Origin of the sequence: Bombilactobacillus bombi (assembly GCF_003522965.1) — a bacterium.
Classification (GTDB): domain Bacteria; phylum Bacillota; class Bacilli; order Lactobacillales; family Lactobacillaceae; genus Bombilactobacillus; species Bombilactobacillus bombi.
Genome location: NZ_CP031513.1, coordinates 1,219,135 through 1,244,354, shown reverse-complemented (window position 1 = coordinate 1,244,354; position 25,220 = coordinate 1,219,135). Strand labels below are relative to the sequence as shown.

General features: G+C 30.1%; 22 protein-coding genes and 1 pseudogene. 21 read left to right on the top strand and 2 right to left on the bottom strand.

What is annotated here, in order from left to right:
- Positions 1-23 precede the first annotated feature (23 nt).
- The 21 genes and pseudogenes from DS830_RS06185 (at position 24) to rpoN (ending at position 22,273) form a co-directional block, all read left to right on the top strand.
- Positions 24-1,313 carry a transporter permease gene (locus DS830_RS06185; protein WP_118908669.1) on the top strand — a complete coding sequence of 430 codons (1,290 nt, stop codon included), beginning with the start codon at positions 24-26 and terminating at the stop codon, positions 1,311-1,313.
- Positions 1,314-1,357: 44 nt separating this feature from the next.
- A complete protein-coding gene (locus DS830_RS06180; RefSeq protein WP_162887538.1) occupies positions 1,358-2,251 on the top strand; it encodes a dihydrodipicolinate synthase family protein in 894 nt (297 codons plus the stop codon).
- A 1,256-nt stretch (positions 2,252-3,507) separates the two neighbouring features.
- A complete protein-coding gene (locus DS830_RS08880; protein ID WP_162887537.1) occupies positions 3,508-4,161 on the top strand; it encodes a bifunctional 2-keto-4-hydroxyglutarate aldolase/2-keto-3-deoxy-6-phosphogluconate aldolase in 654 nt (217 codons plus the stop codon).
- Positions 4,162-4,164: 3 nt separating this feature from the next.
- Positions 4,165-5,190, top strand: coding sequence for a sugar kinase (locus DS830_RS08875; protein ID WP_162887536.1), 1,026 nt, complete (start codon positions 4,165-4,167; stop codon positions 5,188-5,190).
- Between the two features lie 297 nt (positions 5,191-5,487).
- Positions 5,488-7,974 carry a sigma 54-interacting transcriptional regulator gene (locus tag DS830_RS06170; RefSeq protein ID WP_118908667.1) on the top strand — a complete coding sequence of 829 codons (2,487 nt, stop codon included), beginning with the start codon at positions 5,488-5,490 and terminating at the stop codon, positions 7,972-7,974.
- Between the two features lie 142 nt (positions 7,975-8,116).
- On the top strand, positions 8,117-8,893 hold the full coding sequence (locus DS830_RS06165; protein WP_118908666.1) for a PTS mannose/fructose/sorbose/N-acetylgalactosamine transporter subunit IIC: 777 nt from the start codon (positions 8,117-8,119) through the stop codon (positions 8,891-8,893).
- Complete coding sequence (locus DS830_RS06160; RefSeq protein WP_118908665.1) at positions 8,880-9,680, top strand: PTS system mannose/fructose/sorbose family transporter subunit IID; 801 nt, start codon at positions 8,880-8,882, stop codon at positions 9,678-9,680. The genes DS830_RS06165 and DS830_RS06160 overlap by 14 nt, the downstream gene beginning before the upstream one ends.
- Positions 9,681-9,688: 8 nt before the next feature.
- Positions 9,689-10,177, top strand: a complete 489-nt coding sequence (locus DS830_RS06155) for a PTS sugar transporter subunit IIB (protein WP_118908664.1) — start codon at positions 9,689-9,691, stop codon at positions 10,175-10,177.
- A 22-nt stretch (positions 10,178-10,199) separates the two neighbouring features.
- On the top strand, positions 10,200-10,616 hold the full coding sequence (locus DS830_RS06150; protein ID WP_118908663.1) for a PTS sugar transporter subunit IIA: 417 nt from the start codon (positions 10,200-10,202) through the stop codon (positions 10,614-10,616).
- A complete protein-coding gene (locus tag DS830_RS06145; RefSeq protein WP_240366792.1) occupies positions 10,613-12,016 on the top strand; it encodes a glycoside hydrolase family 32 protein in 1,404 nt (467 codons plus the stop codon). The genes DS830_RS06150 and DS830_RS06145 overlap by 4 nt, the downstream gene beginning before the upstream one ends.
- 10 nt (positions 12,017-12,026) lie before the next feature.
- On the top strand, positions 12,027-12,404 hold the full coding sequence (locus tag DS830_RS06140; protein ID WP_118908661.1) for a VOC family protein: 378 nt from the start codon (positions 12,027-12,029) through the stop codon (positions 12,402-12,404).
- Between the two features lie 50 nt (positions 12,405-12,454).
- Positions 12,455-12,685 (top strand): phosphoglycerate mutase family protein, encoded by a 231-nt coding sequence (locus DS830_RS06135; RefSeq protein ID WP_118908660.1) that lies wholly within the window; start codon positions 12,455-12,457, stop codon positions 12,683-12,685.
- Positions 12,686-12,738: 53 nt separating this feature from the next.
- Complete coding sequence (locus DS830_RS06130) at positions 12,739-13,128, top strand: phosphoglycerate mutase family protein (protein ID WP_118908659.1); 390 nt, start codon at positions 12,739-12,741, stop codon at positions 13,126-13,128.
- 262 nt (positions 13,129-13,390) lie between these two features.
- Positions 13,391-13,564 (top strand): annotated as a pseudogene (locus tag DS830_RS09060) (IS256 family transposase); the annotation flags it as partial.
- Positions 13,565-14,524: 960 nt separating this feature from the next.
- Complete coding sequence (locus DS830_RS06120) at positions 14,525-17,179, top strand: sigma 54-interacting transcriptional regulator (RefSeq protein WP_118908657.1); 2,655 nt, start codon at positions 14,525-14,527, stop codon at positions 17,177-17,179.
- Between the two features lie 73 nt (positions 17,180-17,252).
- On the top strand, positions 17,253-17,732 hold the full coding sequence (locus DS830_RS06115; protein WP_118908656.1) for a PTS sugar transporter subunit IIB: 480 nt from the start codon (positions 17,253-17,255) through the stop codon (positions 17,730-17,732).
- Positions 17,733-17,744: 12 nt separating this feature from the next.
- A complete protein-coding gene (locus tag DS830_RS06110) occupies positions 17,745-18,530 on the top strand; it encodes a PTS mannose/fructose/sorbose/N-acetylgalactosamine transporter subunit IIC (protein WP_118908655.1) in 786 nt (261 codons plus the stop codon).
- Positions 18,523-19,350 carry a PTS system mannose/fructose/sorbose family transporter subunit IID gene (locus DS830_RS06105; RefSeq protein ID WP_205526773.1) on the top strand — a complete coding sequence of 276 codons (828 nt, stop codon included), beginning with the start codon at positions 18,523-18,525 and terminating at the stop codon, positions 19,348-19,350. The genes DS830_RS06110 and DS830_RS06105 overlap by 8 nt, the downstream gene beginning before the upstream one ends.
- A gap of 26 nt (positions 19,351-19,376) precedes the next feature.
- Positions 19,377-19,778 (top strand): PTS sugar transporter subunit IIA, encoded by a 402-nt coding sequence (locus DS830_RS06100; protein ID WP_118908654.1) that lies wholly within the window; start codon positions 19,377-19,379, stop codon positions 19,776-19,778.
- Positions 19,779-19,780: 2 nt separating this feature from the next.
- Positions 19,781-20,905 carry a glycoside hydrolase family 172 protein gene (locus tag DS830_RS06095; protein WP_118908653.1) on the top strand — a complete coding sequence of 375 codons (1,125 nt, stop codon included), beginning with the start codon at positions 19,781-19,783 and terminating at the stop codon, positions 20,903-20,905.
- A gap of 84 nt (positions 20,906-20,989) precedes the next feature.
- On the top strand, positions 20,990-22,273 hold the full coding sequence (gene rpoN, locus DS830_RS06090) for an RNA polymerase factor sigma-54 (protein ID WP_118908652.1): 1,284 nt from the start codon (positions 20,990-20,992) through the stop codon (positions 22,271-22,273).
- A gap of 180 nt (positions 22,274-22,453) precedes the next feature.
- Here rpoN and DS830_RS06085 read toward each other — a convergent pair whose 3' ends face one another.
- Positions 22,454-23,863 (bottom strand): glycoside hydrolase family 1 protein, encoded by a 1,410-nt coding sequence (locus tag DS830_RS06085; RefSeq protein ID WP_118908651.1) that lies wholly within the window; start codon positions 23,861-23,863, stop codon positions 22,454-22,456.
- A 3-nt stretch (positions 23,864-23,866) separates the two neighbouring features.
- Complete coding sequence (locus DS830_RS06080; protein WP_118908650.1) at positions 23,867-25,165, bottom strand: PTS sugar transporter subunit IIC; 1,299 nt, start codon at positions 25,163-25,165, stop codon at positions 23,867-23,869.
- Between the last annotated feature and the right edge of the window lie 55 nt (positions 25,166-25,220).

Below are 25,220 nucleotides of genomic sequence, written 5' to 3'. Positions count from 1 at the left end.
AGCCTAATAAGAGGAGCAAAAATATGAGCTCAATGATTATTCCTATATTATTATTAATTAGTTTTTTTGCTTTTATTGTTTTCATTTTAAAGGGTGGAAATTTAACTATTGGTTTGTTTGTTATGGCCATAATTTGGTCTATAATTGGACTCGTTCCTTTTAATACTGCTATTAAAAAAGTTTTTACAGAACCTGCTTTAAATTATGGTCCTACAATTATATATATAATTTTTGGTTCATGGTTTGGACGTGTATTAGTTGAGAGCGGTATTGCGTCTTCTATTTCTGAGGAGACTAATAAAATTGGAAAAAATAAGCCATTGATTTCTGCTATTTTAGTATTATTAGTAACTTCATTTATTTTTGTAAGCGCTTATGGAGTGGGCTCAGTTATTGCAATAGGTGTTATTTTGTTACCAATTCTATTATCAATAGGAATACCACGCGATTTAGCTTTGACTACTTTTTGCTTAGCTATTGGGGCTCCAATGTATGTTAATGTTGTTTTATTTAATCAAATAAAACCATTTTTTCCATCAGTAACATACGATACTAAATATTTATCATTTGGATGGATTGCTGCAATAGTTCAAATAGTATTTGTGATTTTATTATTAATATTAAATAGAAAAAAAATAGATATTACAAAAGCTCATGAAAATTTAGAAATAATAGGTGCAGAAACAGGAGATAATAGTATAAAAAAAGTTTCTAAATTTTCTTATATTGTTCCTATTATCCCTGTTGCAATGAATATGTTATTTAAATGGGATGCAGTACCAGCATTAACCTTAGCTACAATTATTGCCATGATATTAACAAATCAAATGTCAAATTATAAAAAATTTGTATCCTTCTTAGATAATACAATAAAAAAATCTATTTCTGATATTGCTGGATTAATAATGTTTTTAATGGCTTTAACTATGTTTACTGGGGCTGCTTCGATTAATGCTAGTCAATTTAAACCATTGTTTAGTGCTATTTTACCGCATAGTCATCTTCTATTGGCTATAATTTTCGGCGTTTTGGCTCCATTAGCGTTATTTAGGGGTCCTTTACATGTTTGGGGTGCTGGAGCTGCTACTGCAGCAGTATTATCAGGTACACATTTGTTCAGTGACTATTTTCTTCTTCCACTACTATTAATTCCTAGTTTACTTGCTATTTCAACCGATGTTACACAATCTTGGAATATTTGGGGACTAGATTATATGAAAGTAGATACTAAAAGTTTTTTAAAGTATGGTGTACCTGTAATGTGGATAGTTTCTATAATAAATGAAATAATTGCTTATTTCTTTTTTGGTTAAATAATTTATAAAATTTAATATTATAAAGAATGGAGAGTACTAGAATGGAAAAAGAATATATTTGTCCAATATTAACAATTTTAAAGGATGAGAATACTGTAGATTTTGAGGCAATGCACAAATTATATGATCGTCTTATAAGCGATGGTATTTCAGCTATTGCATTATTGGGAAGTTGTGGAGAATTTTATGCCCAAACATTAGATGTTTGTAATCAATTAGTTGAGGACGGTATAAAATATATAAATCATAGGACAAAAGTATATGTTGGTGCTAATCGAATGGATGACCAACTTAGTATTGACTTTGCTAATAAAGCAATAGAATTAGGTGCTGACGGTATATTATTAGTTGGGCCATATTATATGTCTGCTACAAATGATGGTTTATTTATTTTCTTTAACAAAATGGCAAAATCTATTAATGGTGATATTATTATATATAATTATCCAGAAAGAACAGGCTATGATATAAATAATGATTTGCTTATTTCATTATTAAAAGAAAATAACAATATTGTAGGCATTAAAGATACTATTGGTGATGTTAAGCACACTATTAGCATAATTAAAAATGTGAATAGTAAATTTCCTAATTTTAAAGTTTATACGGGTTTTGATGGCAATTGCTTAGAGGTTATTAAATCAGGAGGACAAGGAGTAGTAGGTGGTTTGTCAAATATCATTAGTGATGTCTGTGTAGATTTAATTAAAAGCTATGAGAATGATGATGAAGACAGAGTATCTAAGAATCAAAATATTATTGAGCATGCTTCTGATTTATTAAATATAAGTACACCATTTATGTCTACTTTCAAATATATAGTTAATTTACAGGGAATTACTAATAATGGTTTTTGTTTGACACCAGCAGCTCCCCTAACAAATGAACAAAAAAATAAGGCATCTAAAATGTATAAAGAAGTTCGTTCTTTATAATAGGTATTGTTAATAATATATTTAATTGTTTATTATAGGTCTAATATCTCCTGAATCTTTAGTAATATAGTATTAAAGATTCAGGTTTTTATTATTAAAATAGAGAAATAGTAGATTACAAGTTTAATTAGAACAGACTATAAAAATTTAATAACAGTTAGGTACTGATGTATATCTAATTTGTGTTGATTAATAAATTGAATTGTTTTTAATATTTGATCAATCGTTTATTTCTATCAAAGTGATTTTATATTCATTGTACATCTTATTTTCTAATACTACTAATGTGTAAAGTAATTGTTTAGATTGAAATATTTTGTAGATTAATCATAAAATTGAGATAATATAATGTTGAATGATATTGTTTGTTAGTAAAATTAATTAATATGAATTCAATACAATACTAATGTTCACTCCAAGGCTACTTTATTAGGAAATCATTCTCGTTTTTGGCTTGTCACTTGATTTTTTGTTAAAAGATTCAATCAGATTAGTACCATAAATGCTGACTCGAGTATCACTGGAAAAGTTAAAACATACTAATAAATATAGATTATACTCTAACTTATTAGTCGGTTTAGGATAACTGTTCTGCCAAATTTAGATAAAATTTGGTAGAGTAGCAGTTGGGTTTGCCCATCAATTATTTTGATGAAATTAAAAATCATTTGGAGGTGCATAATAAGCATCATATATTTTTCAATAAAATCAGCAATTTCACTAATGATAATGTCTTTTTGATAAAACTGAATTATGGTTGTTTCTAACTAGATTATTTGTGATTAATAGGGTAGAAATATGTGATTATTAAAGCTGTCGTTACGATCATGCTTAATAATTAAATTCAGAGCATCTTACTGTGTCTTAAATTTATGGTGATAAACTATTATTAAATGAATTGTCAAAATTAAAGTCGTGTTGATCGTAGGATTTGTGTCTTAAAAAGTATCTAATTTGTGCTTTATCAAGTCGTTAATAGCTTGTTATAAATATTAACGAAATATTTTGTCTAAATCTTGTTTTTGGACTATTGTTATCGCAATATATTTGATCAACCAGCTCATAGGTTCGGCCTTATGGTGATATAGAATTTAAAACTTTCATCATAAGAAAAAAATATTACCTTTTATAATCTCAAGAGAAATTGTATTTACGCATAATCATTTAAACACTTTAAAATTAGTGTTACTAATAAATTAAATTATTTTTTAAAAAATAATTATTTCGTTAATGAATGTATGTAAGGAGGAAAAATAATGCAAAAAACAGAGACTATTAACGCTTTAGAACGCGCCGGAGTGGTAGCAGTTGTCAGAGGTGATTCTCAAGATCAAGCTTATCAAACTGCAATTGCTTGTATTAAGGGTGATATTAAAGCGATTGAAATGACATTTACGGCTCCTGCGGCTGATCAAAATATCACCCGATTAGTTCAAGAATATGCTGCTGATGCTGAAGTGGTTATTGGAGCAGGTACAGTGTTAGATCCAATTACAGCACGTATTGCAATTTTAGCGGGTGCTAAGTTTATTGTCAGTCCTTCTTTTAATCAAGATACAGCATTATTATGCAATGAATATCAAATTCCTTATTTACCTGGTTGCATGACAATTACCGAAGTCCAAACAGCAATGCGTTATGGAGCAGAGATTATTAAAGCTTTTCCTGGAAATGTTTTGGGACAAAAGTTTGTTAAGGCGATTAAAGCACCACTACCACAGGTTAATATTATGCCTACTGGTGGTGTCAATTTGGAGAATATGCATGAATGGTTTGCAGCTGGGGTAGTAGCTGTTGGTGCTGGTAGCAATTTGACAGGTGCAGCTGCTCAAAACGATTTTGCCGCTGTAACTCAACAAGCTCAAGCTTATCATCAAGAATTATTGCGGATTAGATCAGAAAAGGAGTAGATAATGAAAAAGGTAGTTACTTTTGGGGAAATGATGCTGCGTTTAAAGCCACAAGAAAATGAACGCATTATCCAAGCAAATCAATTTTCTGCTCTTTATGGAGGATCTGAGGCTAATGTGGCTGTATCTTTGGCGCTTTTTGGCGATCAAGCTCAATTTGTATCTAAAGTTCCAAATCATGCCGTAGGAGAAGCAGCAATAGGAACATTACGTCGTTATGGAGTAGATACTTCACAAATTTTGCAAGGTGGACCGCGCTTGGGGATTTATTTTTTTGAAAAGGGTGCTAGTGTACGAAACACAAGTGTCGTATACGATCGTGCAGGTAGTTCTTTTGCGTTATCACAAGCTGATGAATACGATTGGAATCGCATTTTGGCTGATGCAGATTATTTTTATTTTTCCGGAATTACACCAGCAATTTCTTCTGAAACAACCCAAGCAATCTTAGCTGCTTGTCAATATTGTGTAGAGAATCAGGTTAAAGTAGTGTGTGACTTGAATTATCGTGGCAAAATGTGGACAACTACTCAAGCTCAAGCCACGATGGACAAGCTTATGCCTTATGTTGATATTTGTTTGGCCAATGATGAAGATTTTGAAGCTTCTTTAGGAATTAAGGCTTTTGACGGAGATATGAGTCACGGCATCGAGCAAAAAGCTGACTTTATCGCAGGGATGAAAAAAATTATCGAGAAATATCCGAATGTGCAAACTGTAGCTAGTGTTTTACGTAATATTAAATCTGTAGAAGATTCACAATGGATGGGGTTAATGGTTAATCATGACCAAGTTTATGACACCCCAGTTTATCCAATGCATGTCTGGGAAGGTGTTGCTGCTGGGGATGCCTTCGGAGCTGGTCTAATGCATGGAATTATCAATAACTTTGATCCACAAAAGCAGCTTGATTTTGCAATAGCTGCTAGTGTCTTAAAGCTAACTATTAGTGGAGATTTGAATTTAGTTAATGAATCTGATGTATTAGCAGTCATGAATAAACAAAATGGCACGCGCGTGATGCGCTAATAAAATAAATTTAGTTCTCTGTACGAAAGTATTGGTAAGAAATTATCAATGCTTTTTTTAATAATTAGCTGATGAAATCATTGCTCGAGTTAACATAGAATCGCGTATCAAAATAGACTGTTGGTTAAAAAATAAAAGTTGATTCATCAATAATTGTATCAATTACTCATCATTGAAATATATTAAGAATCACAGAGACGATAATAGTCGCTATAGTTCGCTTCATAACCAACACTAATAATTATTTCTGGTAAAAACGATTACACTATGCTAGTGTTGATGTGTGAGGTGAGATAAATGTCAACGTTGCAAGAGTTAGAACAGCGTTTAGAGTCAAATTATCGTCCAGGAAAGAAATTCACAGCTCAACATATTATGCAATTGACACACTTATCACGGAGTATGGCTTCCAGTTATTTGAATCAATTGTACAAAAAAGGATTTTTAGAAAAGGCTAATACTAGACCAACACAATTTTGGCTGCCAGTTAAAGAGGAAGCTTTTTCCGATGTGATTGGAGCAGATGCAAGTTTAGCACCGATTATTGAACAATGTAAGGCGGCTGTTAATTATCCACCAGATGGATTGCCGGTGATTATTCGGGGTAATAGTGGTGTTGGCAAAAGTATGCTAGCTAAAAAAGTTTATCAATATGCAATTACTCAACATGTGATTAATGAAAATGCACCTTTTATAACATTGAATTGTGCCGATTATGCAAATAATCCAGAATTACTATCTTCAGTTTTATTTGGGTATGTAAAGGGAGCTTTTACTGGTGCTAATAGTAATAAAACAGGACTATTAGATGCAGCTAATGGGGGATATTTATTCTTAGACGAAGTACACAACTTGTCACAAGAAAATCAGGAAAAGCTCTTTTTATTAATTGATCAAAAGAAATTTCATCGCTTAGGAGAAGATGATCAGTGGCATCAAGCTTCTATTAGGATTATTTTAGCAACGACAGAAGATACTAAAACTACATTATTAGCAACTTTTCGACGTAGAATTCCTCTAGAAGTTGTCTTGCCAGATTTTCAAGCACGAACGCATCGTGAAAAAGTACAATTGATTTGGCGCTTTTTTCAAAATGAAGCTAAACATTTGCAAAGTACTTTAGCAGTATCAACGCGTTTATTAGAAGAGCTATTGCAAAGTGATTTAGAAGGTAATGTGGGTGCTCTCCAAAATAAAATCAAAGTCAGTTGTGCTCAAGCTTATAGCCAGCAGAAACTTGCTAAAAAAGTTTTTGTTCCAGAAACTAATCTAGAACATTATGAATTAATTTCTTCTAAACAGGTGATACATTGGCAAACTTTATCACAAAATAAATTAACCGAAATTATTCAACAGAATTTTGCCACGTTAACTATTACTGATGTTAGTCGTCATTTACGTCGCTTTTTAATAGCAATTAAACCATACTGTTCTAATGACGATATGGGATATCAGCTGATATTGCACAATTTGACAACTAAATTAGGAAAATTAAGCTTTTTTGGTTTGCAATTTTTACCACAACACTTATCTGATATAGCATTACTGATTAATCTTCTAGGTGATTATCATTCTTCAATGACAATTAATATTAACTTCAAGAACACTTATAAATATTTACAAATAGCACAAAAAATTTTGCAATTGACACATCAAAACAAGAATAATTCTTTGTTATTGTTAATGATTTCGGCATACTTAAAACTTAATTTAACAATTAGCAGTGAACGTAATGCCTTAATTATTATGCATGGAAGACATTCTGCTACTAGTTTGGCTAGCGAAGCTAACCAATTAATTGGAGATTATGCATTTACTTCATTTGATATGCCAATTAATGTAAAAACTAAAGAAATAGTTGATAAAGTCAATGAGTATGTTGAACAGGTAAACACAAAAGCTGGACTAATTCTATTAGTAGACATGGGTTCACTTGAAAAAATGTACACTGAGATTAAAAGTAATGTTCACGGCGACCTGTTGATTTTAAATAATGTTTCGACCGCTTTAGCACTACAAATTGGCTTTGCACTTAAGCAAAATCAACCAATGAAATATTTTACACAAATGGATTACACTCCTTTTAATGTTCAAAGCCAATATTTTGAAGGTATCGCACAAACTCAAAATATTATTATTTCGTGCATGTCTGGTCAAGGAGTAGCAGAAAAGATTAAAGATATTTTGGAAGATTTTCTACCGCAAAGTTCAGTAGAAATTTTGACTTTAGACTATGATGAGTTACAAAAATTGAAGCAACAACATACACAAACAACATTTAAGAATACTTTTTGTATTATTGCTACTTCTCAAATTGATATTGCTGGAGTGGAATGTATAAATATTGAAAAAGTAGTTAACGGCACACAAAATTTGGACTGCTTGCATAATTTATATACTGAGGAGCAATTAAAACAATTTACCAATAAATTAATCAAATTATTTACTATTGAAGGGGCAAGTCAGCGTCTACAATTTTTAAATCCTGATAAGGTAATTAATGAAATTGCAGATATTATTACTGCTTTAGAGCAGCAATATCATGTAGTTTTTAAAAATTTTATTCAAGTAAATTTATATTTGCATTTGTCTTCAATGATTGAAAGATTATTAACAGGAGATGTTGCGGATGATCCTATTTCTAATCCCAGTCCTAAATTAAAACAATTTTTGCACAATTCAGAAGCGATATTTTCGCCCATCAAAGAAAAATATAATATCACTATTCCGTTAAGAGAATATGAATATATCTATCAAATTATTGAATCTCAGTTTAAAGATTAGTGTTGATGCATCAGGGGCTAGTGTTGATAAAATTTCAACACTAGCCTTTATATTATTGCTAATTAATTAGTGTTATTCAACAAAATATTGGCACAATTTTTGCTTATTAAGTAATTGGAATGATAAAAAGGAGGAATTAAATATGCATGTTCAACTGTGGCAAACTTTATTGGTTGTATTTTATGGCTTTTTTATTAACTATGATAAAGAAGGTCCAAAATTTGGTACTGCACAGCCAGTGGTAGCTGGATTTTTAACTGGTCTGATTATGGGGGATGTAACAACAGGATTATATATTGGTGGAACTTTACAATTGATGACATTAGGAATTACTAGTTTTGGAGGTGCATCTGTACCAGATTATCAAACTGCAGCTTTAATAGGAACTTATTTATCAGTCTCAACTAAACAGGATGCATCTATCGGTATTACTCTTGCTATTCCAGTAGCAATGCTAATTGTTCAATTAGATGTTCTAAAATGGTCGACTAATATTTATTTTCAACAAAAAGCCGAAAAATATGCCGAAAAAGAACAGTATCGTAAATTAGAATTGATGCAATATTTGGCTACTATTAATACAAGTTTTGTATCAGGATTACCTGTACTATTTACTGTACTTGTAGGTCCTAAAATAGTAGGTAGTATCATCAAGTATATTCCATTATGGATTACTAATGGTTTAAAGGTAGCTGGTGGTATACTTCCTGCAGTTGGTATAGGAATGTTATTAAAATATTTGCCAACCAAAGATTATTTTGCATATCTTTTAGTAGGTTTTGTTTTGGCAGTATATCTTAAGGTGCCAATTTTAGGAATTTCTTTATTAGGTGCTGCAATTGCGTTAATTACTTATAAGAATAGTAATAAATCATCAAATTTGAACATTGAAGCAGGAGGTGCAGATGAAGATGAGTAAAGAAAAACTTAGTAAATTATATAAGCGTATAGTAACTAGATGGATTTTTAATGGGGCTACGTCCTTAAATTATGAAAAAATGGAAGGACTAGGATATGCATATTCTATGTTACCTTTTATTAAAGAAACTTATAAAGATAATCCAGAAGGAATGAAAAAATCTGTTCTTGCTCATTTACAATTTTTTAATACTACTCCATATACAGCTCCTTATATTTTAGGAATGAACGTTGGAATTGAATCAAAACAAAAAGAAGAATCTTTAGAGGCTGTTAGTGCACTTAAAACTGGCCTTATGGGCCCTTTAGCAGGAATTGGAGATAGCTTGTTTGTAGTTATACCTTGGACTATTTGTGGAGCTATTGCTGCTAACATGGCCTTACAAGGAAGTTCTGTTGGTATTTTTATTTGGTTAGCAGTCTCTATAGCTTTGCGATTAACAGCATATCCTTTATTTAAAGGTGGTCTAATTTCTGGAACCAATCTTCTTACTAAAATAGAAACAACTTTAAAATCAGTTACAAATGCTGTTTCTATTTTAGGTTTAATGGTTGTTGGGGCTTTAATAGCAACTGTAGTTAAAGTAAACTGGGCATTTACATTTAAACAAGGTAAATTATCGATGACCGGTAATCAAATTTTAGATCAAATTATGCCAGGTCTTTTGCCAGCAGCTGTAGTTGCTATTGTATATTATTTATTGAGTAAAAAAGTAAAGCCTGTTTATGTTATTTTAATAGTTTTAATTGTTTCTGTTGTTTTGACTGGTTTACACATATTAAAGTAGGTGAAATTATGATTAAAGAAATGAAAGGTATAATTCATATTAGAATTGATGATCGAATGATTCATGGTCAAGTAGCTACTCAATGGACTAATCAATTAAATGCTTCAAGAATTATGGTAATAAATGATGAAGTTGCAAATGATATAACTAGAAAAAGCATAGTTCGTTTAGCAGCTCCACCCAATGTTCACACATCAATTATTACTAAAGAGAAGGCTCTAAATAATATCTTAAATGGAAAATACGAAGGACAAAGAGTTTTAGTTGTTGCAGTTTCTCCGATTGATATTAAATATTTATTAGATAATGGTTTGCCTATTAAAACAGTAAATGTAGGTAATTTATCTAGACGCTCTGGTACAAAAAGAATTCGGCCAACGATTAATATAAATGAACAAGAACGACAAGCTTTTCAAGACCTAATTGATGCTGGTGTTGAAGTAACAGTAATACAAACGCCAAAAGATTCTTTAGAATATATGAAAGATTTTCTTTAAAAATATAAATATAGAGGTAATTATGTTTGAATTAATTATAGCAACTCATGGTAATTTAGCTAATGAATTATCTCAAACTGCTAATATTTTTATGAAATCATGCAGTGATATATATACGATAACATTAGACAATGAAGGAATTAATGCATTTTCTCATAAAATCGATCAATTAATAAAACCAATTTTGAATAAAGATACTCTAGTACTCACTGACTTGTTTGGTGGAACTCCATTCAATGAATTTGCCAAAAAAAGCTTTAAATGGACTGGATATTTTGAGTTAATGGGAGGAATAAATCTTCCTATTTTAATTGAAGTGTTAAATTTACGAGAACAAAATCTACCTTTAGAAGATGTTATTAAACATATTAAAAATATGAATTCCATTAAATATTTTAGTGATTTGAATTTGCAAAGTATTAGTGAGGAAGATGAATGATGCAAAAAGTTTATTATCAACCAAAAGGATATTGGTTTGGAGATTGCATGCCGTTTTATTATCAAGGAACTTATTACTTATTTCACCAAAGAGATACACGCCAACCCCGCCCATTAACAGATCCTTTTGGGTGGTCCTTAGTAACAACCAAAGATTTTGTTGATTTTCATGATTATGGTGAAGTAATTAATCATGGTAATGATAGTGATGCGGATCAATTTATTTATGCTGGTAGTGTCATTGATGCGGGCGATAAAGCAATTGCCTTGTATACAGGTCATAATAGGCCAGCAAAATTAGCTAAGAAAACTTCTGAAATTTTAATGCAAGCAACAAGTCATGACTTGATTCATTGGGAAAAGCAGGGGAATGCTACAGAATTAATTCCTCAAAAAGGATATGACAATAACGATTGGCGTGATCCAACAGTAGTTTTTGATGAAAAAAATAAAAAATATATTTTGATTTTGGGAGCTCGTTTGCCATCAAACAAGAAAAAACCTACAGGAAGATTGGTTTATTTTGAATCATCAGATTTAAAAAAATGGAACTTTAAAGGTGACTTTTGGAATCCAAAAGAATTTAATATGGTAGAAATGCCACAAATTATTAAAATAGGAAAGACATGGTATTTGATTTTTTCAGAATATTCTAAAGATAAGATTACAAAATATCGGATGAGTAATGATTTATTTGGCGAGTGGTATTCTCCTTTAGATGAGGCCTTTGATGGTAAGGCATATTATGCTGCTCGTACAGTCGGAAACTATAATACTGGTTGTTATCTGACAGGATGGGTTGCAACTAAGGAAAATAATAGTGATCTCGGTAATTATGACTGGGGTGGTGCATTGGTACCTCACCAAATTATTCAACGTTCTGATTTAACTTTAGGTGTTGATTTACCAAAAACGATTACTAATAATTTTAAATCTAAAAAATTTATTAGTGATGTGAACATAACTAACAAAAGTGCAAAAAAAGAGAAGATAATTTTATCGAATATTCCGAATTATTTTTTGCTAGAAACAGATGTAGTAATTGATAGTAATACAAAAGAAGTTTCAATAAGACTATTTGAAAATGAAGATACAGAAGATTGCTATGAATACACTATTTCTTTATTTAAAAATCAACTAAAATTTGATAAAAGTCCTAATTATCCATGGCCTCAGTTATTTGATAAAGGCTTACAAAGGCCATTAAAATTAGTATCCAATAAAAAGTACCATTTAAAATTAATTGTTGATGATAATATTGCTATTTTATATATTGATGGAGTAGCTTTAAGTACTCGTATGTATAGTAAACCAGGTAATTCCTTAAGTGTAGCCGTTACAGAAGGTGCTGTTAAATTTACAAACTTACAATATCATACAGATTATATGTCTGGTTTTTAGGAGATAAGTTATGAATAAATTAAATGGTTTACAACATATTGGTATTCCAACTAATATTCTGAATGAAACAAAGATTTTTTATCAAACTTTAGGATTTCAAATAATAGATGAAGAAGATAATAATGGGAGTTGCGTTGCTTTTTTGGAATTAAATGGTTTGATTTTAGAAATTTGGGAATCTTTGGAAACTAATAATCATGCTGGAGCAATTAACCATATTGCATTAGATACAAGCGATATTGAATCAGTGTTTGAATGGATTAAATCACTCGGTCTTCAACTAATTGATAAAAATATAAAATCATTACCATTTTGGGATAATGGAATAAGGTATTTTAATTTTTATGGGCCAAATAAAGAGATTATCGAAATTTGTCAAAAATTATGATATATATAAAATTTATATTAAATATCTAAATATATTTAGGGGAGAATTTTATGGAATATACAATTTATATGATTAGACATGGACGTACTTGGTTTAATAATTATAAAAAAATACAAGGATGGTCTGACACCCCCTTAACTACTCAAGGTATAATATCTGCTAAGCAGGCATCTCAAAAATTAAAAAATGTAACTTTTAATAAAGTGTTTTCTTCTGATAGTAGACGAGCTATATCTACATGCAAATTAATAATACAATCTAATATAAATAATAAAATTTAAATTTACAAATATTACCAGAATTTAGAGAAGTATTTTATGGATATTTTGAGGGAATGTTTTCTGGTGAAGCTTGGTATATGATATTATTTCCTTATGGAATTAGATCATATGAAGAAGCCTCAAAAAAAGTTGGTTTAGATAAGATAAAAGATTTTACTAAGAAATCAGATCCATTTCATAATGCAGAAAATTCGAAAGAATTTTGGCAAAGGATTGATAATGGATTTAATAAACTAGATAATCTAGTTAATAATGGAGATAAGATATTATTAGTAAGTCATGGTGGAACAATTGAGTCTATAGCTAGTAAATATGGAAATAGTTTGTATACTAATCGGGCTGATAATTTAAGTCTTACTAAGATAAAAAGAAAAAAGAAAAAAATTAATGTTACTAACTATAATATAAATTTAACTAATGATGAACCTTATTATGATAATTGAGTGTCTAAATAATTATACGTAAATACAACTTCTTTAGAGATTATAAAAGGAAAAGTTCTTCTTTATGATAAAAGTATTCAATTCTATATTTATTATAGGAAGTTTCCTCTATAAACTAGTTTAACAGAGATATTATGGTAGCAGAAATCTTTCATCAATATTTGGAACAAGCTATTAATCCAGAATGAATTAGCTGCTTTTTAAGCTGCGGATCTAAAAATTGCATGGTTTTAATTTTGTAAATTAATGTAATGGCAGTTATAAACTTACTTTTAAGACCCAATATGATGTTTTGAATTTAACTATTCCACGAAATCATAATAGTCACTTTAAATCACACATTACCATCTTATTAACACCAAATAGAGCAATTAGAAATAACTTAATTCAGTTTTATCAAAGTGGCATTACCATAAGTGAATTGATATCTTGTTGAAAAATGTATAGCGCTTGTTACAACCTACTTAAACGATTTCTAATTTAATCAAGATAATTAATTAACAAATGTAATACTTCAAGTAGCGCACGTTAGTTCAACAATAAGCGATTATTTATCTTCTTCTACGTAGCAACAATTTAGTCGTAGTCTAAAACATAACATGTACTTGATGGACACTGTGCTTAATGACTTTAAGTAATTTTATCAAGACCAAATTAAACTAGACTAAATATTAAGTTAGAGCATAACTATTAGTTTGTTTTAATTTTCACAGTGCTATGTAATAAACAAGATTCTTGACCTTCTAAATTTTTTGTTACAACCATGGTCTTTGAAAATTAAATATGTTAGTTATGTAGTTTTATAATTTTCAGTGTTGATATAAATTATCAACACTGTTTTTATATACAAGTGTATAATTCATCTAAAAAATTTAAAGAAATTCCTTGATATGGTAGTTACTGCAATCAATTTTCAAGCCAAATTTTTCAGTAATTTATGCAGTTCTTTAAAGGAATAAGTCATAAGCATTATCGTTAATTACTGCAAGAAATTTCTCAATATTAAACTTTAGAACAACTTTTATAATTTTTTTTACTTTGTGAACGCGGTATTAATGAATATATTAATTAAAAGTAGTGTTAGGTTCTTGCAAATACAGCCAATTTTAATCAAGTATTATAACTGATTAATAAAAATCCACTCAAGCTACATTAATGTTAAACTGTCATGGAAATTTTTTAATCTTGTTTACAGCAGGTGTACATAAGAATAGTTATTCTTTTAAGAATTAATTTGGTACTGTCATATCAGAACTTTTTGGCATAGAACTTATTTAATTTAGCTGGTTTTAGCTATTCTTAGATTTGTTAACATATATTAAAATCAAATTTAAATAAGTATAACTAAAATATGATATACTGTCGATATAATCAAATTAGTGTCTAAGGCGATAGTATGAATCTAAAAATACAAATCAAAAATTATGTTAAAGAAAATAGTAAAAATGATAAAGATTGGAAGTATAACTCTGCTAATTATTTATCACAAAAATTACAAGTTAGTCGTAATATCGTATCGCAGTATTTGAATGAATTTGTACGTGATGGTTCATTTGGAAAAATTAATTCTAGACCAGTTTTATTTTTTAAATTACCAAAGCATAGCGACGTTCCAGTAGTTTTTTCAAATTTGGTTGATGCGCGTAAGTGGTATCAATCTGTTCAAGAAGTAGGATTGGATAGAGTCATTGGGAATACAGGAAGTTTAAAAAGAATCATTACAGAAATTAAAGCTGCAATTCAATACCCTCCTAATGGGCTTCCTATTTTGTTAATGGGTTCTACTGGAACTGGTAAGAGTTATTTAGCCAACATGATTTATCAGCATTTAATGCTCCATCATAATATCAACAAACAATCTAAATTTATTTCTATTAATTGTAGTGAATATTCTAATAATCCAGAATTATTTTTGGCTAACTTATTTGGTGTTGTGAGAGGTGCATATACAGGTGCTATTACTGACAAAAAGGGAATTATTGAACTGGCTGATAATGGAGTGCTTTTTTTAGATGAAATTCATTCTCTAAATAAAGAATGTCAAGAAAAATTGTTTCAATTTATGGATACAAATAAATTTCATAGATTGGGAGATAATGAAAAAGTATGTGAATCACATTGTTGGATAATCTTTGCCACATCAGAAGATCCAAAGCAATATATATTACCTACATTATTACGACGAATACCAGTAAAGATTTCTTTGCCTAATTTATCTAATAGAACAATTTACGAAAAAAGGGAACTAATATCAGAATTTTTTAAACACGAGTCACATCGCTTAAAAAAAGAAATAGTATTATCATATTCATTACTAGATTTTTTATTAAACTACACCTTTAAAGAAAATGTTGGAAATTTAAAAAATGTTATTCAGCTGACCTGCGCTAATGCTTATTCCCATCAATTATCTTCAAAAATTGTAAAGATAAAATTGGCTGATTTACCGAATGAGATGGCTAAAATGACACATAAAATGAATATTAGATATCCAATTAATAAATATTTAAAGCTTAGTGAATTAAGCCAAAATTATGGTCAATTGTCATTTAATCAACTAATTAACTATTTTTATTATCATTGGCAATCTAATCCTGATAACAATCATTTGTTTAATGACTTTGATCATTATTTAAAGCGGCATTTTCTTAGTAATTTACAATTGACAACAAATGAATCTTATTTAGAAATTAAGTTAAATCAATTTGTTAAAGAAAATGAAGAATATTATCAAACTGAATTTGATAATTTCTATATAACTTTAACTAAGTTATTTTTAGATTCATGGTTGTACCAGGCTGACAATATTAATATTACTACCAAGCAATTAGCTGAGTTTAATCAAATGTTAAAGGATACTGCTGGTCAGGCATTGAATTTAAGTGAGCAATTTTTACAATTTTGTGATATTGATGTATCTCTTTCTTCAAAGATTATTTTAACGGTATTATTTAAGTTAATGAGTGGTAAAGAATTCCAACAACGCAAGCTAGCATTAATTATTGCTCATGGGGACAACGTAGCAAGTTCAATAGCCACTACAACAAATTTATTAATGAAAAAGTATATTTTTGATGCAATAGACATGCCTCTAACAATTGATAATAATGAAGTGGTAAAGCGTGTTAACAATTATTTGCTTGGACGTATTAATTTTAAAGAATTATTGATTTTTGTGGATATGGGATCATTGGAAAAAATTATTCCACAATTAAGAATTAGTGACCAACAAAAAGTAGGTATTTTAAATAATGTTTCTACAGGAATTGCATTAGAAGCTGCTAATCAATATATTAACCTAAATGTGCCATTGAATGATATTTTAAGTAACATTAAAAATAATCAAAAAATACAGACATATTATAAAGCTCCTAAACAAAAGCAAGATTTAATTATTTGTTCTTGTGCAAGTGGATTGGGAACATCTCATAAATTAAAACAAATTTTAAAAAGGAGTTTACCTGCAAATTCTGATATTAATATTATTACTTGTGATTATTATTCCTTGGCTAAAGAAGATTATTTATCAGAATTAGAAAAAGATTATCATGTATTATTTATTGTAGGGACTTTGAATCCTAATTTAGAAAAGGTACGTTTTTATTCTATTGAAGACTTGATATTAGGAATTAAAGTTCAGGATTTATCAGCACATTTGAGCCAGCATTTTTCCGATACAGAAATAAAAAGCATAAATAATCAAATTTTAAAAAACTTTAGCTTGACTAATTTAATGGAACAATTAACTATTTTAAATCCTAATAAGTTATTATCTCAAGTATCTGATGCATTATATATTTTGCAGAATGAATTGCATTTACATTTAGATAATAAGATTTGTTTTGGTTTGTACGTTCATATTTGTTGTCTTATTGAAAGATTGGTAACTCAATCTAATATTCATGACGAAATATCACTTAATTTGAATTATAAACAAGAACAATTTTATAAATCTTTTAAAATGGCATTCACCGTCGTTGAAAATTATTATAGTGTCGAAATATCTATAGATGAAGTGATGTATGTCTATGATTATATTAAAAAAGCCTGATTTATCAGGCTTTTTATTTTTGGCATATAATTTGCTAATAGTTATTTGAACTATATTTTAGGAGGAAAATATTATGACAGTAGTTATGACAAGAATTGATAATCGCTTATTACATGGCATTATTGTAACTCAGTGGGCACCAATGTCTAAAGCAAATAGGGTTATGGTAATTGATGACAAAGTAGCTAATGATGATATTGCAAAATCAAGTATGCGTTTAGCACGTCCAGCGGGAATGGCTATTTCTATAATTACTGAAGATAAAGCGCTTAATAATTTTAAAAGTGGGAAATATGATCATGAGAATGTTTTTATAATTGCCAAAGAACCAAGTACTTTTGTCAAATTGAAAGAACACAATGTTGAGTTTAATAAGCTTATCGTAGGTGGAACAGTAGTTAAAGAAGGAGATAAGGTTATTCAATTATCTCAAAGAGCATATGCTACACCTGAAAATATTGTTGATTATCATAAATTGATTAATTCTGGTGTGAAAGTAGTTACTCAATTTGTCCCAGCTGATAAGCCGCAAGATATAAGTTCTTTAATTTAGGAGGTATGAAAAATGCATTTAACTGTGATTCAAATTATTATGCTAACTCTTCTAGCTTTTATTAAACATGTTGATTACTATGGTATACCTATGTTATTCGTGAACTATCCAGTTTTTTGGGGTTTATTTACTGGTATTATTATGGGCGATATTAAGACAGGGTTAGTTGTAGGTGGAACAGTCCAACTAATGTCATTAGGAGTTGCAGGCTTTGGTGGCTCATCAGTACCTGATTATGGAACTACTGCTATAATTGCTACTGCCTTTGGTGCAGCTGTTGGAAAACAAGCTGGTTTAGCAATTGGTTTACCAGTAGGGATGTTGGGTGTTCAATTAGATGTGATTGTAAAGATTTTAAATGGTTTTGTTGTTAAAAAATCTCAAGAATATAATAATAATCATCAATATAAAAAAATGAATGCAATTTTATGGCTAGGTCCTTTATTTTTTGGTTTATCAGCAGCCATTCCAGTATTTATTTCTGTAACATTAGGACAAGCAGCAGTTAACTTCATTCTAAAAAGTTTACCTAGTTGGTTTATGGGAGGACTGACCTTAGCTGGAAAATTATTGCCTGCTGTTGGTATTGCAATGCTTTTAAAATATATGCCAGCTGCAAAATATATTAATTATCTATTAATTGGGTTTTTCTTTGCTGCATTTTTAAAAGTTCCAATTATTGGCGTTGCTATTTTCGGTTTTGCATTAGCTTTTGCTGTATATAAACAAGCTGAAAAAGAAGGAGAATGGAAAAAATCTTTACAAAATACTCAATCATTCGTAGGAGAGGATGAATAAAATGTCAGATAATAATTACGATAGTCAAGGTAGATATATTGTAACTAAAAAGGATTTACGTAAAGCTAATTATCGGTGGTTAATGAGTGTTTGTACTTTTAATTATCAAACTCAACAAGGTGGTTCAGTTGCATATGCACTTTCCCCCATTTTACGTAAAATTTATAAAAATGATGATGACTATACAAAAGCGTTAAATAATCATTTTCAATATTATAATACACAACCATGGTTGGCCGGAATTATTCTTGGGGCATGCGTAGCAATGGAAGAAAAGCAAGGATTAGCTGCAAAAGATGCTGTTCAAGATTTTAAAGTTGGTACTATGGGTCCATTGGCTGGAATTGGTGATTCATTGTTAATGACTATGATTCCTACTATTATGGGTTCTATTGCTGCATATATGGCCCTCAAAGGTAATATGTTTGGAATTCTTTTATGGATGGCTTTAATTTTTGTTATTTTCTTTTTACGTATGCGGGCTTTCGAATTTGGCCATAAACAAGGTGTAAAAATTATAACTGAATATGGCGATAAGATTAATTATTTAACTGAAGCTGCATCAGTACTAGGTTTGACAGTAGTTGGAGCCTTAATTGCTTCTGTAATAACAGTTACGACACCTGTTAAATTTAAATTTGGTGCAGTTGCAATGAAAATACAACCAATGTTAGATAAAATTCTACCAGCAATGATCCCTGTTGCTATTACATGGTTTTCTTATTACCTTTTAACTAAAAAGAAAATCAGCATGACATGGTTAATTTTACTGATTATCGTGTTTGCAATGTTTATGTCTGCTTTTGGTATTTTGGCATAGAAAAATTTATAAAAGGATTTATTCGGATGAGAAAATTAATATTAGCAAGTCATTCTAATTTTGCAAAGGGCTTAAAAGATACGGTTCAATTTTTAACAAGTATTAAAAATGAACAAATATTTGCTTTATGTGCTTATGTTGATGGTAATGATGATATTGACCAAATGATTGAAAAGTTACTAAATTTGGAATCAGATGAGTATATTATTTTAACTGATATGGCAGGAGGTAGTGTGAATCAAAAATTTTACCAATATATGTCAGATAAAGTACAAATAATATCTGGAATTAATTTGCCGTTAGCATTGAGTATTGCATTACAAATTAATAATGAAAATTTAAATTTAAAACAATTAGTAAAAGAATCGCAACAGCAAATTATATATTTGAATTTGGAGAAAAATGTAAATGCTATTGGAGATGAATAATAATGAACAACTATTTAAATAGTATTTGGAATTACCAAGGCGAACAAAGTCGAAACATTACCCCAGAAAATAAGTATGGAGAAAAAGGCAAGGCTGCAATGTCCGCAAGCAAGTTAGGTGTTGGTCGCAAAGGATCACCTTCAGTTCCTATTAATCCTAATGAAACCATTACTTTGGCTGAGATTGAAGGACCAGGAATTATTCGTCATATTTGGATGACAGTTCCCGATAAAACTACAGCAGGGAGTTTTGTTTTACGTGATTTAATTTTAAGAATGTATTGGGATGATGAATCAACACCATCTGTAGAAGTTCCTTTAGGCGATTTTTTCTGCAATGGTTTTGGTCAAAGTTGTGAAGTTAATTCTTTACCTATTGTTGTTAACCCAACAGCAGGAATGAATTCTTATTTTGAAATGCCATTTCGTAAAAAAGCAAAAATCACATTAACTAGTGAGCACCCTAATTTTATTAAACATATATTTTATACTTTTAGTTATGCTTTGACAGATGTTCCTGATGATGCCTTATATTTTCATGCTAAATGGAATCGTGAACGCTCTACTAAAAAAGGTATCGATTATACTTTGATTGATAATATTAAGGGGCATGGTTACTACGTCGGCACTTATATGGCTTTATGTGCCTTAGAGCGATATTGGTGGGGCGAAGGTGAGTTTAAGTTTTATTTGGATGATGATCAAGAATTTCCTACAATTACTTCAACTGGAGCCGAAGATTATTTTGGTGGTGCTTGGGCCTTTCATAAACGTAATTATGGAGAATTACCATATGCTAAGAACTTTAATACATTATTTATGGGATATCCATTTCAATCTAAGCGTGATAGTACACGTGATTATTTTAGTGCTGGTAAACCTAATCCTAATTCTCCCCATGGTTTTGGCGATGATGCTTTACCCATGCATGGTCTATATCGTTGGCATTTACCTGATCCAATTTCTTTTCATAAGAATTTACGAGTAACTTTTCAAGATTTAGGTAATGATGATATTAAGTTATATGAAAGAGAAGATGATATTTCTACAGTAGCCTATTGGTATCAAAATGAGCCTCATAATAAATTTAAAAATATTTTAAATCGAGAAGATAGATTGCCGAGATAAGGCAATCTGTTTTACATAATATCTGAAAATTTGAAAACCTAGGTTTATAATTGACCTAACGAGTAAAATAGTTGAGGTTTAATTATGGCTCTAAAACAAAGTTATCAAATTAATCAAAAACAGCTGCAGGGACTAGTTTTGACTCAAAGTATGAAACAGTCAATTTTAATGCTGCAAACTAATCTTTTGGACTTAACTGATTATGTTCAAGACTTAAGTATGGCTAATCCTTTATTTGACGTCAATCCGACAGTATCTAAACAAGAAGTAGAAATGTCAACAGCTTTAGAAAACAACTCTGCTAGTCATCAAACACTATATGATTATTTATTAGAACAAGTACGTCTAACAATGAGACCCACATCTTTGCGCGATGTAGTGTTGTGTCTTATCGATCAATTAGATGAACATGGTTATTTGATGAAATCCGATCAAGAATTACTAGAGTTGTTGCCCGTGGATAAAATCACATTAATAGATGCGAAAGAATTGCTGTTTAATTTGGATCCGCCAGGGGTTGGAGCACAATCTTTGCAGGAATGTCTGATGTTACAATTACAAGCTAAAAAGGCCACTGCCCAGACAACATTAGCTTTGACAATGTTAGAAAAATATTTCGATGATATTGTCAATCATAATTGGTCAACGATTGCACAGCACTTGGAAGTATCAATACCAGAAGTTGAAGCTGCTTTTGCAGTTATCCAAACATTAACTCCTTATCCTTATACCGAAGATTATGATAATAATAGTTATATTATTCCCGAGCTAATTCTCAAAACTAATGATGATAAATTGTCATTAGAAGTAACTAAATATGGTTATCCTAAGATTGTTTTTGCCCAAGAAACATATGAACAATTGAAGCAAAGCACTGATCAAGAAACTCAAGAATACATTAAAAATAAGTATCAAGAATATCAAAGCCTACAGCGCAATTTAGAACGTCGAATTCAAACTATTGCCTTAATTGGACGCTGTATTGTAGAAGCTCAAGCACCATTTCTCTTACAAAAAACTTCAGAATTACAGCCATTATTATTGCGGGATGTAGCCAATAAATTAGACATTAGTATTTCGACAGTAAGTCGCACTATCAACGGTAAATATTTACAAACTGATTTTGGTATTTTTGAATTGAAGCATTTCTTTACTAAGCGCAGTAATCCCAATTCTGATAAATCGGTTAATCAAGTGCAAGCACAAATAAAAAATTTAATTGACCAAGAAAATCAGCAACATCCCTTAAGTGATCAAAAATTGGTGGAACTTTTAGCTCAACAGGACATCCAAATTGCCCGGCGTACTGTGGCTAAATACCGCCAGCAATTAGGAATTATATCAGCAAGTAAAAGAAGAAAAAAGTGATTAGGATTGCTACTTTAATAATTATATATTTTAAGCGATATTCTTAATATATGTTATAAAACCATATTGTTATTGAATTGGTTGTTATACATATGTTAACTTATTATATTTGTCTGTAAAATTATGATAATGATTAAATAAGGATTGGAACATATCATTGCTCCAATCCTTATTTACATATTATTCGCATTTCTTCACATTTTTAGCATTAGTTTGAATTACTTTTTGATAAAAGTAGTAGCTATCTTTCTTATAACGATGAAGTTGTTTAGCGTTAAAATTATCACGATCAACATAAATTAGACCATAGCGCTTATCCATACCATCATTAACACTTAATAAGTCAATAAATGACCAGGGATTAAATGAAATAATATTAATTCCATCTTTTATAGCTTCTCTTAATTGGTATATATGACCATTTAGATATTTAATCCGTTTTTGATCATGTATTTCTCCGTTTTCAAGCTTCTCTTTTTCTGGCCAACCACATTCTGTAATAATAATAGGAATATTAGGAAAACGGTCATTTACTTTTTGTAGAGCGTAACGAAGACCTTGTGGATCGTATGAAAAATCCCATTCTGAGTTCATGATGCGTTCGTCACTAATTTTTTCTACTCCTGAAATAACACCAGTGAGCATTTTTGGATTAGATTGTTCATTTAATTTAAAAATACTAGTAGAATACCAATTTAATCCTAGAAAATCAGCTTTGCCGTCTTTAAAAATTGCTTGATCTTTTTCTTCAATATCTAGTTCAATTTTATTGTCTTGCAGATAGCGTAAATAATAATTGGGCAATTTTCCTCTAAGCGCTACGTCCATATCAATAAAACCAATCATATCTTCTAATTGTTTACTTTTAAGAGCATCTATCGAGGTATGATCATAAGGTAAAGTAGTCATATAAGATACAGCAGGGCCAATTTTAGCATTAGGCAATATTTGGTGGCAAAGATTATAAACTTTTGCTTGAGCAACAAACATATTATAATTTGATTGCTCTCCTTTTTGGTGCAAAGTATCCGCATCTATATCAGTAATTCCATTCATAGAAGGAACATTAGCTAATAATGATTGTTCATTGATTGTTAACCAATAATTTACTCGATCTCCATATAACTGGAATAGAGTTTTTGCATAATGGTAATAATCGTTGATACATTTTCTACTAGCCCAACCGCCATATTGTTTAACCAATGATTGTGGTAAATCAAAATGAAAAATTGTTACAATCGGTTCGATATTGTTTTCTACTAGCGAATCAATTAAATGATTATAGAATTCAACTCCCTTTAAATTAGGCTTTTTGTCATTACCATGGGGGAAAATTCGCGCCCAACTAATGGAAAAACGATAGCTCTTTAATCCTAACTCAGCCATTAATTTTACGTCTTCATCAACATGATGATAATGATCAACAGATACTGACGTATCTAAATATTTACTTTTTTGCGCTCTTAAATCAGCAACAGTGGTTCCTTTGCCATCTTCATTGGCTGCACCTTCAACTTGAAAAGCTGAAGTACTAGCTCCCCACAAAAAATTTTTAGGGAAATCTTGTGGTAATTTGGCTTGATATTTCATAAATTAATTTTCCTCTTTTTTGGGTTCATTTTGTTCTGCTTCTAAAGCCTGTTGATCTAATACTTTAAAGAATGGTAAATATATGAAGAACATAATTACAAAATTAATAATCCAAACAACAGCACCTTGCCATCCCATAATTAAGAAATCAGCAATTACTTTTGGCATTGTCCAAGGCACTCCAAGACCCAGCATTGGATTATAATTAGTAATAAAGCCAATATTAACAGCAATCATTGCAATTGAACCAGATATCAATGTAGAAAGCAAAAATGGAATCAGCATTAAAGGATTTAAAACAATGGGCAAACCAAATACAACAGGTTCATTAATATTAAATAGTCCTGGAATAGAAGATACTTTAAAGAATTCTTTATAACGTTTTGATTTACCAAAAATTAATCCGACTAAAATTAAACTTAAAGTGGCACCAGCTGCATCATTATTGGAAAAACCAAAAGCTACTAAATTTTTCAAATATGGAATTTGTTTACCACTTTGGTAAATAGGAGCACTGGCTACCATCATTGAAATAACAATTGGCATAATAACTGATTGAATAGCTGCTGGGTGAATACCAAAGAAAAATAATAAATTAGATAAAGTAATAATCAAAATAATAGTCCAAGGTGAACCGCCAACATGAACTAATGGTGCAGTAATAAGTTTATTTACAAAATCAAATACATTGTTATATGGTGTATAACTGAAAAAGGCACCAACTATAAATACTATTGTGAAAATAATAATACCAATAATTAAGGGTTCAATTGAGGTGCTAACCATACTAGGAACAGAATCAGGTAGCTTGATAACTAATCTTTTCACTTTACTTAAACGAACATAAAGCATAGCAATCAGAATAGATAAAATGATAGCTACAATAATACCATTACTACCTAAATAATCCATTTTAAATGCTGTTACAACTTTTTTGCCTGATGGCACAGTCTGAGGTGCTAAAACAAAAAAACTAGATAAACTAAATAATCCAGCAATTACGCCATTAGCCTTACTCTTTTTAGCATAGTTATATGCGATTGAAAATGCTATAAAGACAGCTAAAATATTCATTGAACCGTTAACCACGGCATTCATTGGCTTGGTAATACCAATTGAATTAAACCAGTCACTAACACTTTTAATTGGAAAACTAGCCAAAATTGAAAATACAGAAGCACCAATTGTGACTGGTAAAGTCATCACCATACCAGCTGAAATGCTTTGAAGTATTTTATTTTGTCCAAGTTTATTTGAAAAAGGTACTAAAGTTTTTTGGAGAAACTCTTGAAACTTGTTCATAATAATATCTTCCTTCTTTTATAAAATTGTTGACGTTTACATTAACAAATAAAGT

Coding starts and splice junctions, on each gene's coding strand:
- DS830_RS08875 (WP_162887536.1), top strand. CDS start 4,165: ATGAAAAAGGTAGTTACTTTTGGGGAAATGATGCTGCGTTTAAAGCCA.
- DS830_RS06135 (WP_118908660.1), top strand. CDS start 12,455: ATGGAATATACAATTTATATGATTAGACATGGACGTACTTGGTTTAAT.
- DS830_RS06160 (WP_118908665.1), top strand. CDS start 8,880: ATGAAGATGAGTAAAGAAAAACTTAGTAAATTATATAAGCGTATAGTA.
- DS830_RS06120 (WP_118908657.1), top strand. CDS start 14,525: ATGAATCTAAAAATACAAATCAAAAATTATGTTAAAGAAAATAGTAAA.
- DS830_RS06130 (WP_118908659.1), top strand. CDS start 12,739: ATGTTTTCTGGTGAAGCTTGGTATATGATATTATTTCCTTATGGAATT.
- DS830_RS06180 (WP_162887538.1), top strand. CDS start 1,358: ATGGAAAAAGAATATATTTGTCCAATATTAACAATTTTAAAGGATGAG.
- DS830_RS06110 (WP_118908655.1), top strand. CDS start 17,745: ATGCATTTAACTGTGATTCAAATTATTATGCTAACTCTTCTAGCTTTT.
- DS830_RS06100 (WP_118908654.1), top strand. CDS start 19,377: ATGAGAAAATTAATATTAGCAAGTCATTCTAATTTTGCAAAGGGCTTA.
- DS830_RS06115 (WP_118908656.1), top strand. CDS start 17,253: ATGACAGTAGTTATGACAAGAATTGATAATCGCTTATTACATGGCATT.
- DS830_RS08880 (WP_162887537.1), top strand. CDS start 3,508: ATGCAAAAAACAGAGACTATTAACGCTTTAGAACGCGCCGGAGTGGTA.
- DS830_RS06105 (WP_205526773.1), top strand. CDS start 18,523: ATGAATAAAATGTCAGATAATAATTACGATAGTCAAGGTAGATATATT.
- rpoN (WP_118908652.1), top strand. CDS start 20,990: ATGGCTCTAAAACAAAGTTATCAAATTAATCAAAAACAGCTGCAGGGA.
- DS830_RS06165 (WP_118908666.1), top strand. CDS start 8,117: ATGCATGTTCAACTGTGGCAAACTTTATTGGTTGTATTTTATGGCTTT.
- DS830_RS06095 (WP_118908653.1), top strand. CDS start 19,781: ATGAACAACTATTTAAATAGTATTTGGAATTACCAAGGCGAACAAAGT.
- DS830_RS06150 (WP_118908663.1), top strand. CDS start 10,200: ATGTTTGAATTAATTATAGCAACTCATGGTAATTTAGCTAATGAATTA.
- DS830_RS06185 (WP_118908669.1), top strand. CDS start 24: ATGAGCTCAATGATTATTCCTATATTATTATTAATTAGTTTTTTTGCT.
- DS830_RS06155 (WP_118908664.1), top strand. CDS start 9,689: ATGATTAAAGAAATGAAAGGTATAATTCATATTAGAATTGATGATCGA.
- DS830_RS06145 (WP_240366792.1), top strand. CDS start 10,613: ATGATGCAAAAAGTTTATTATCAACCAAAAGGATATTGGTTTGGAGAT.
- DS830_RS06080 (WP_118908650.1), bottom strand. CDS start 25,165: ATGAACAAGTTTCAAGAGTTTCTCCAAAAAACTTTAGTACCTTTTTCA.
- DS830_RS06140 (WP_118908661.1), top strand. CDS start 12,027: ATGAATAAATTAAATGGTTTACAACATATTGGTATTCCAACTAATATT.
- DS830_RS06085 (WP_118908651.1), bottom strand. CDS start 23,863: ATGAAATATCAAGCCAAATTACCACAAGATTTCCCTAAAAATTTTTTG.
- DS830_RS06170 (WP_118908667.1), top strand. CDS start 5,488: ATGTCAACGTTGCAAGAGTTAGAACAGCGTTTAGAGTCAAATTATCGT.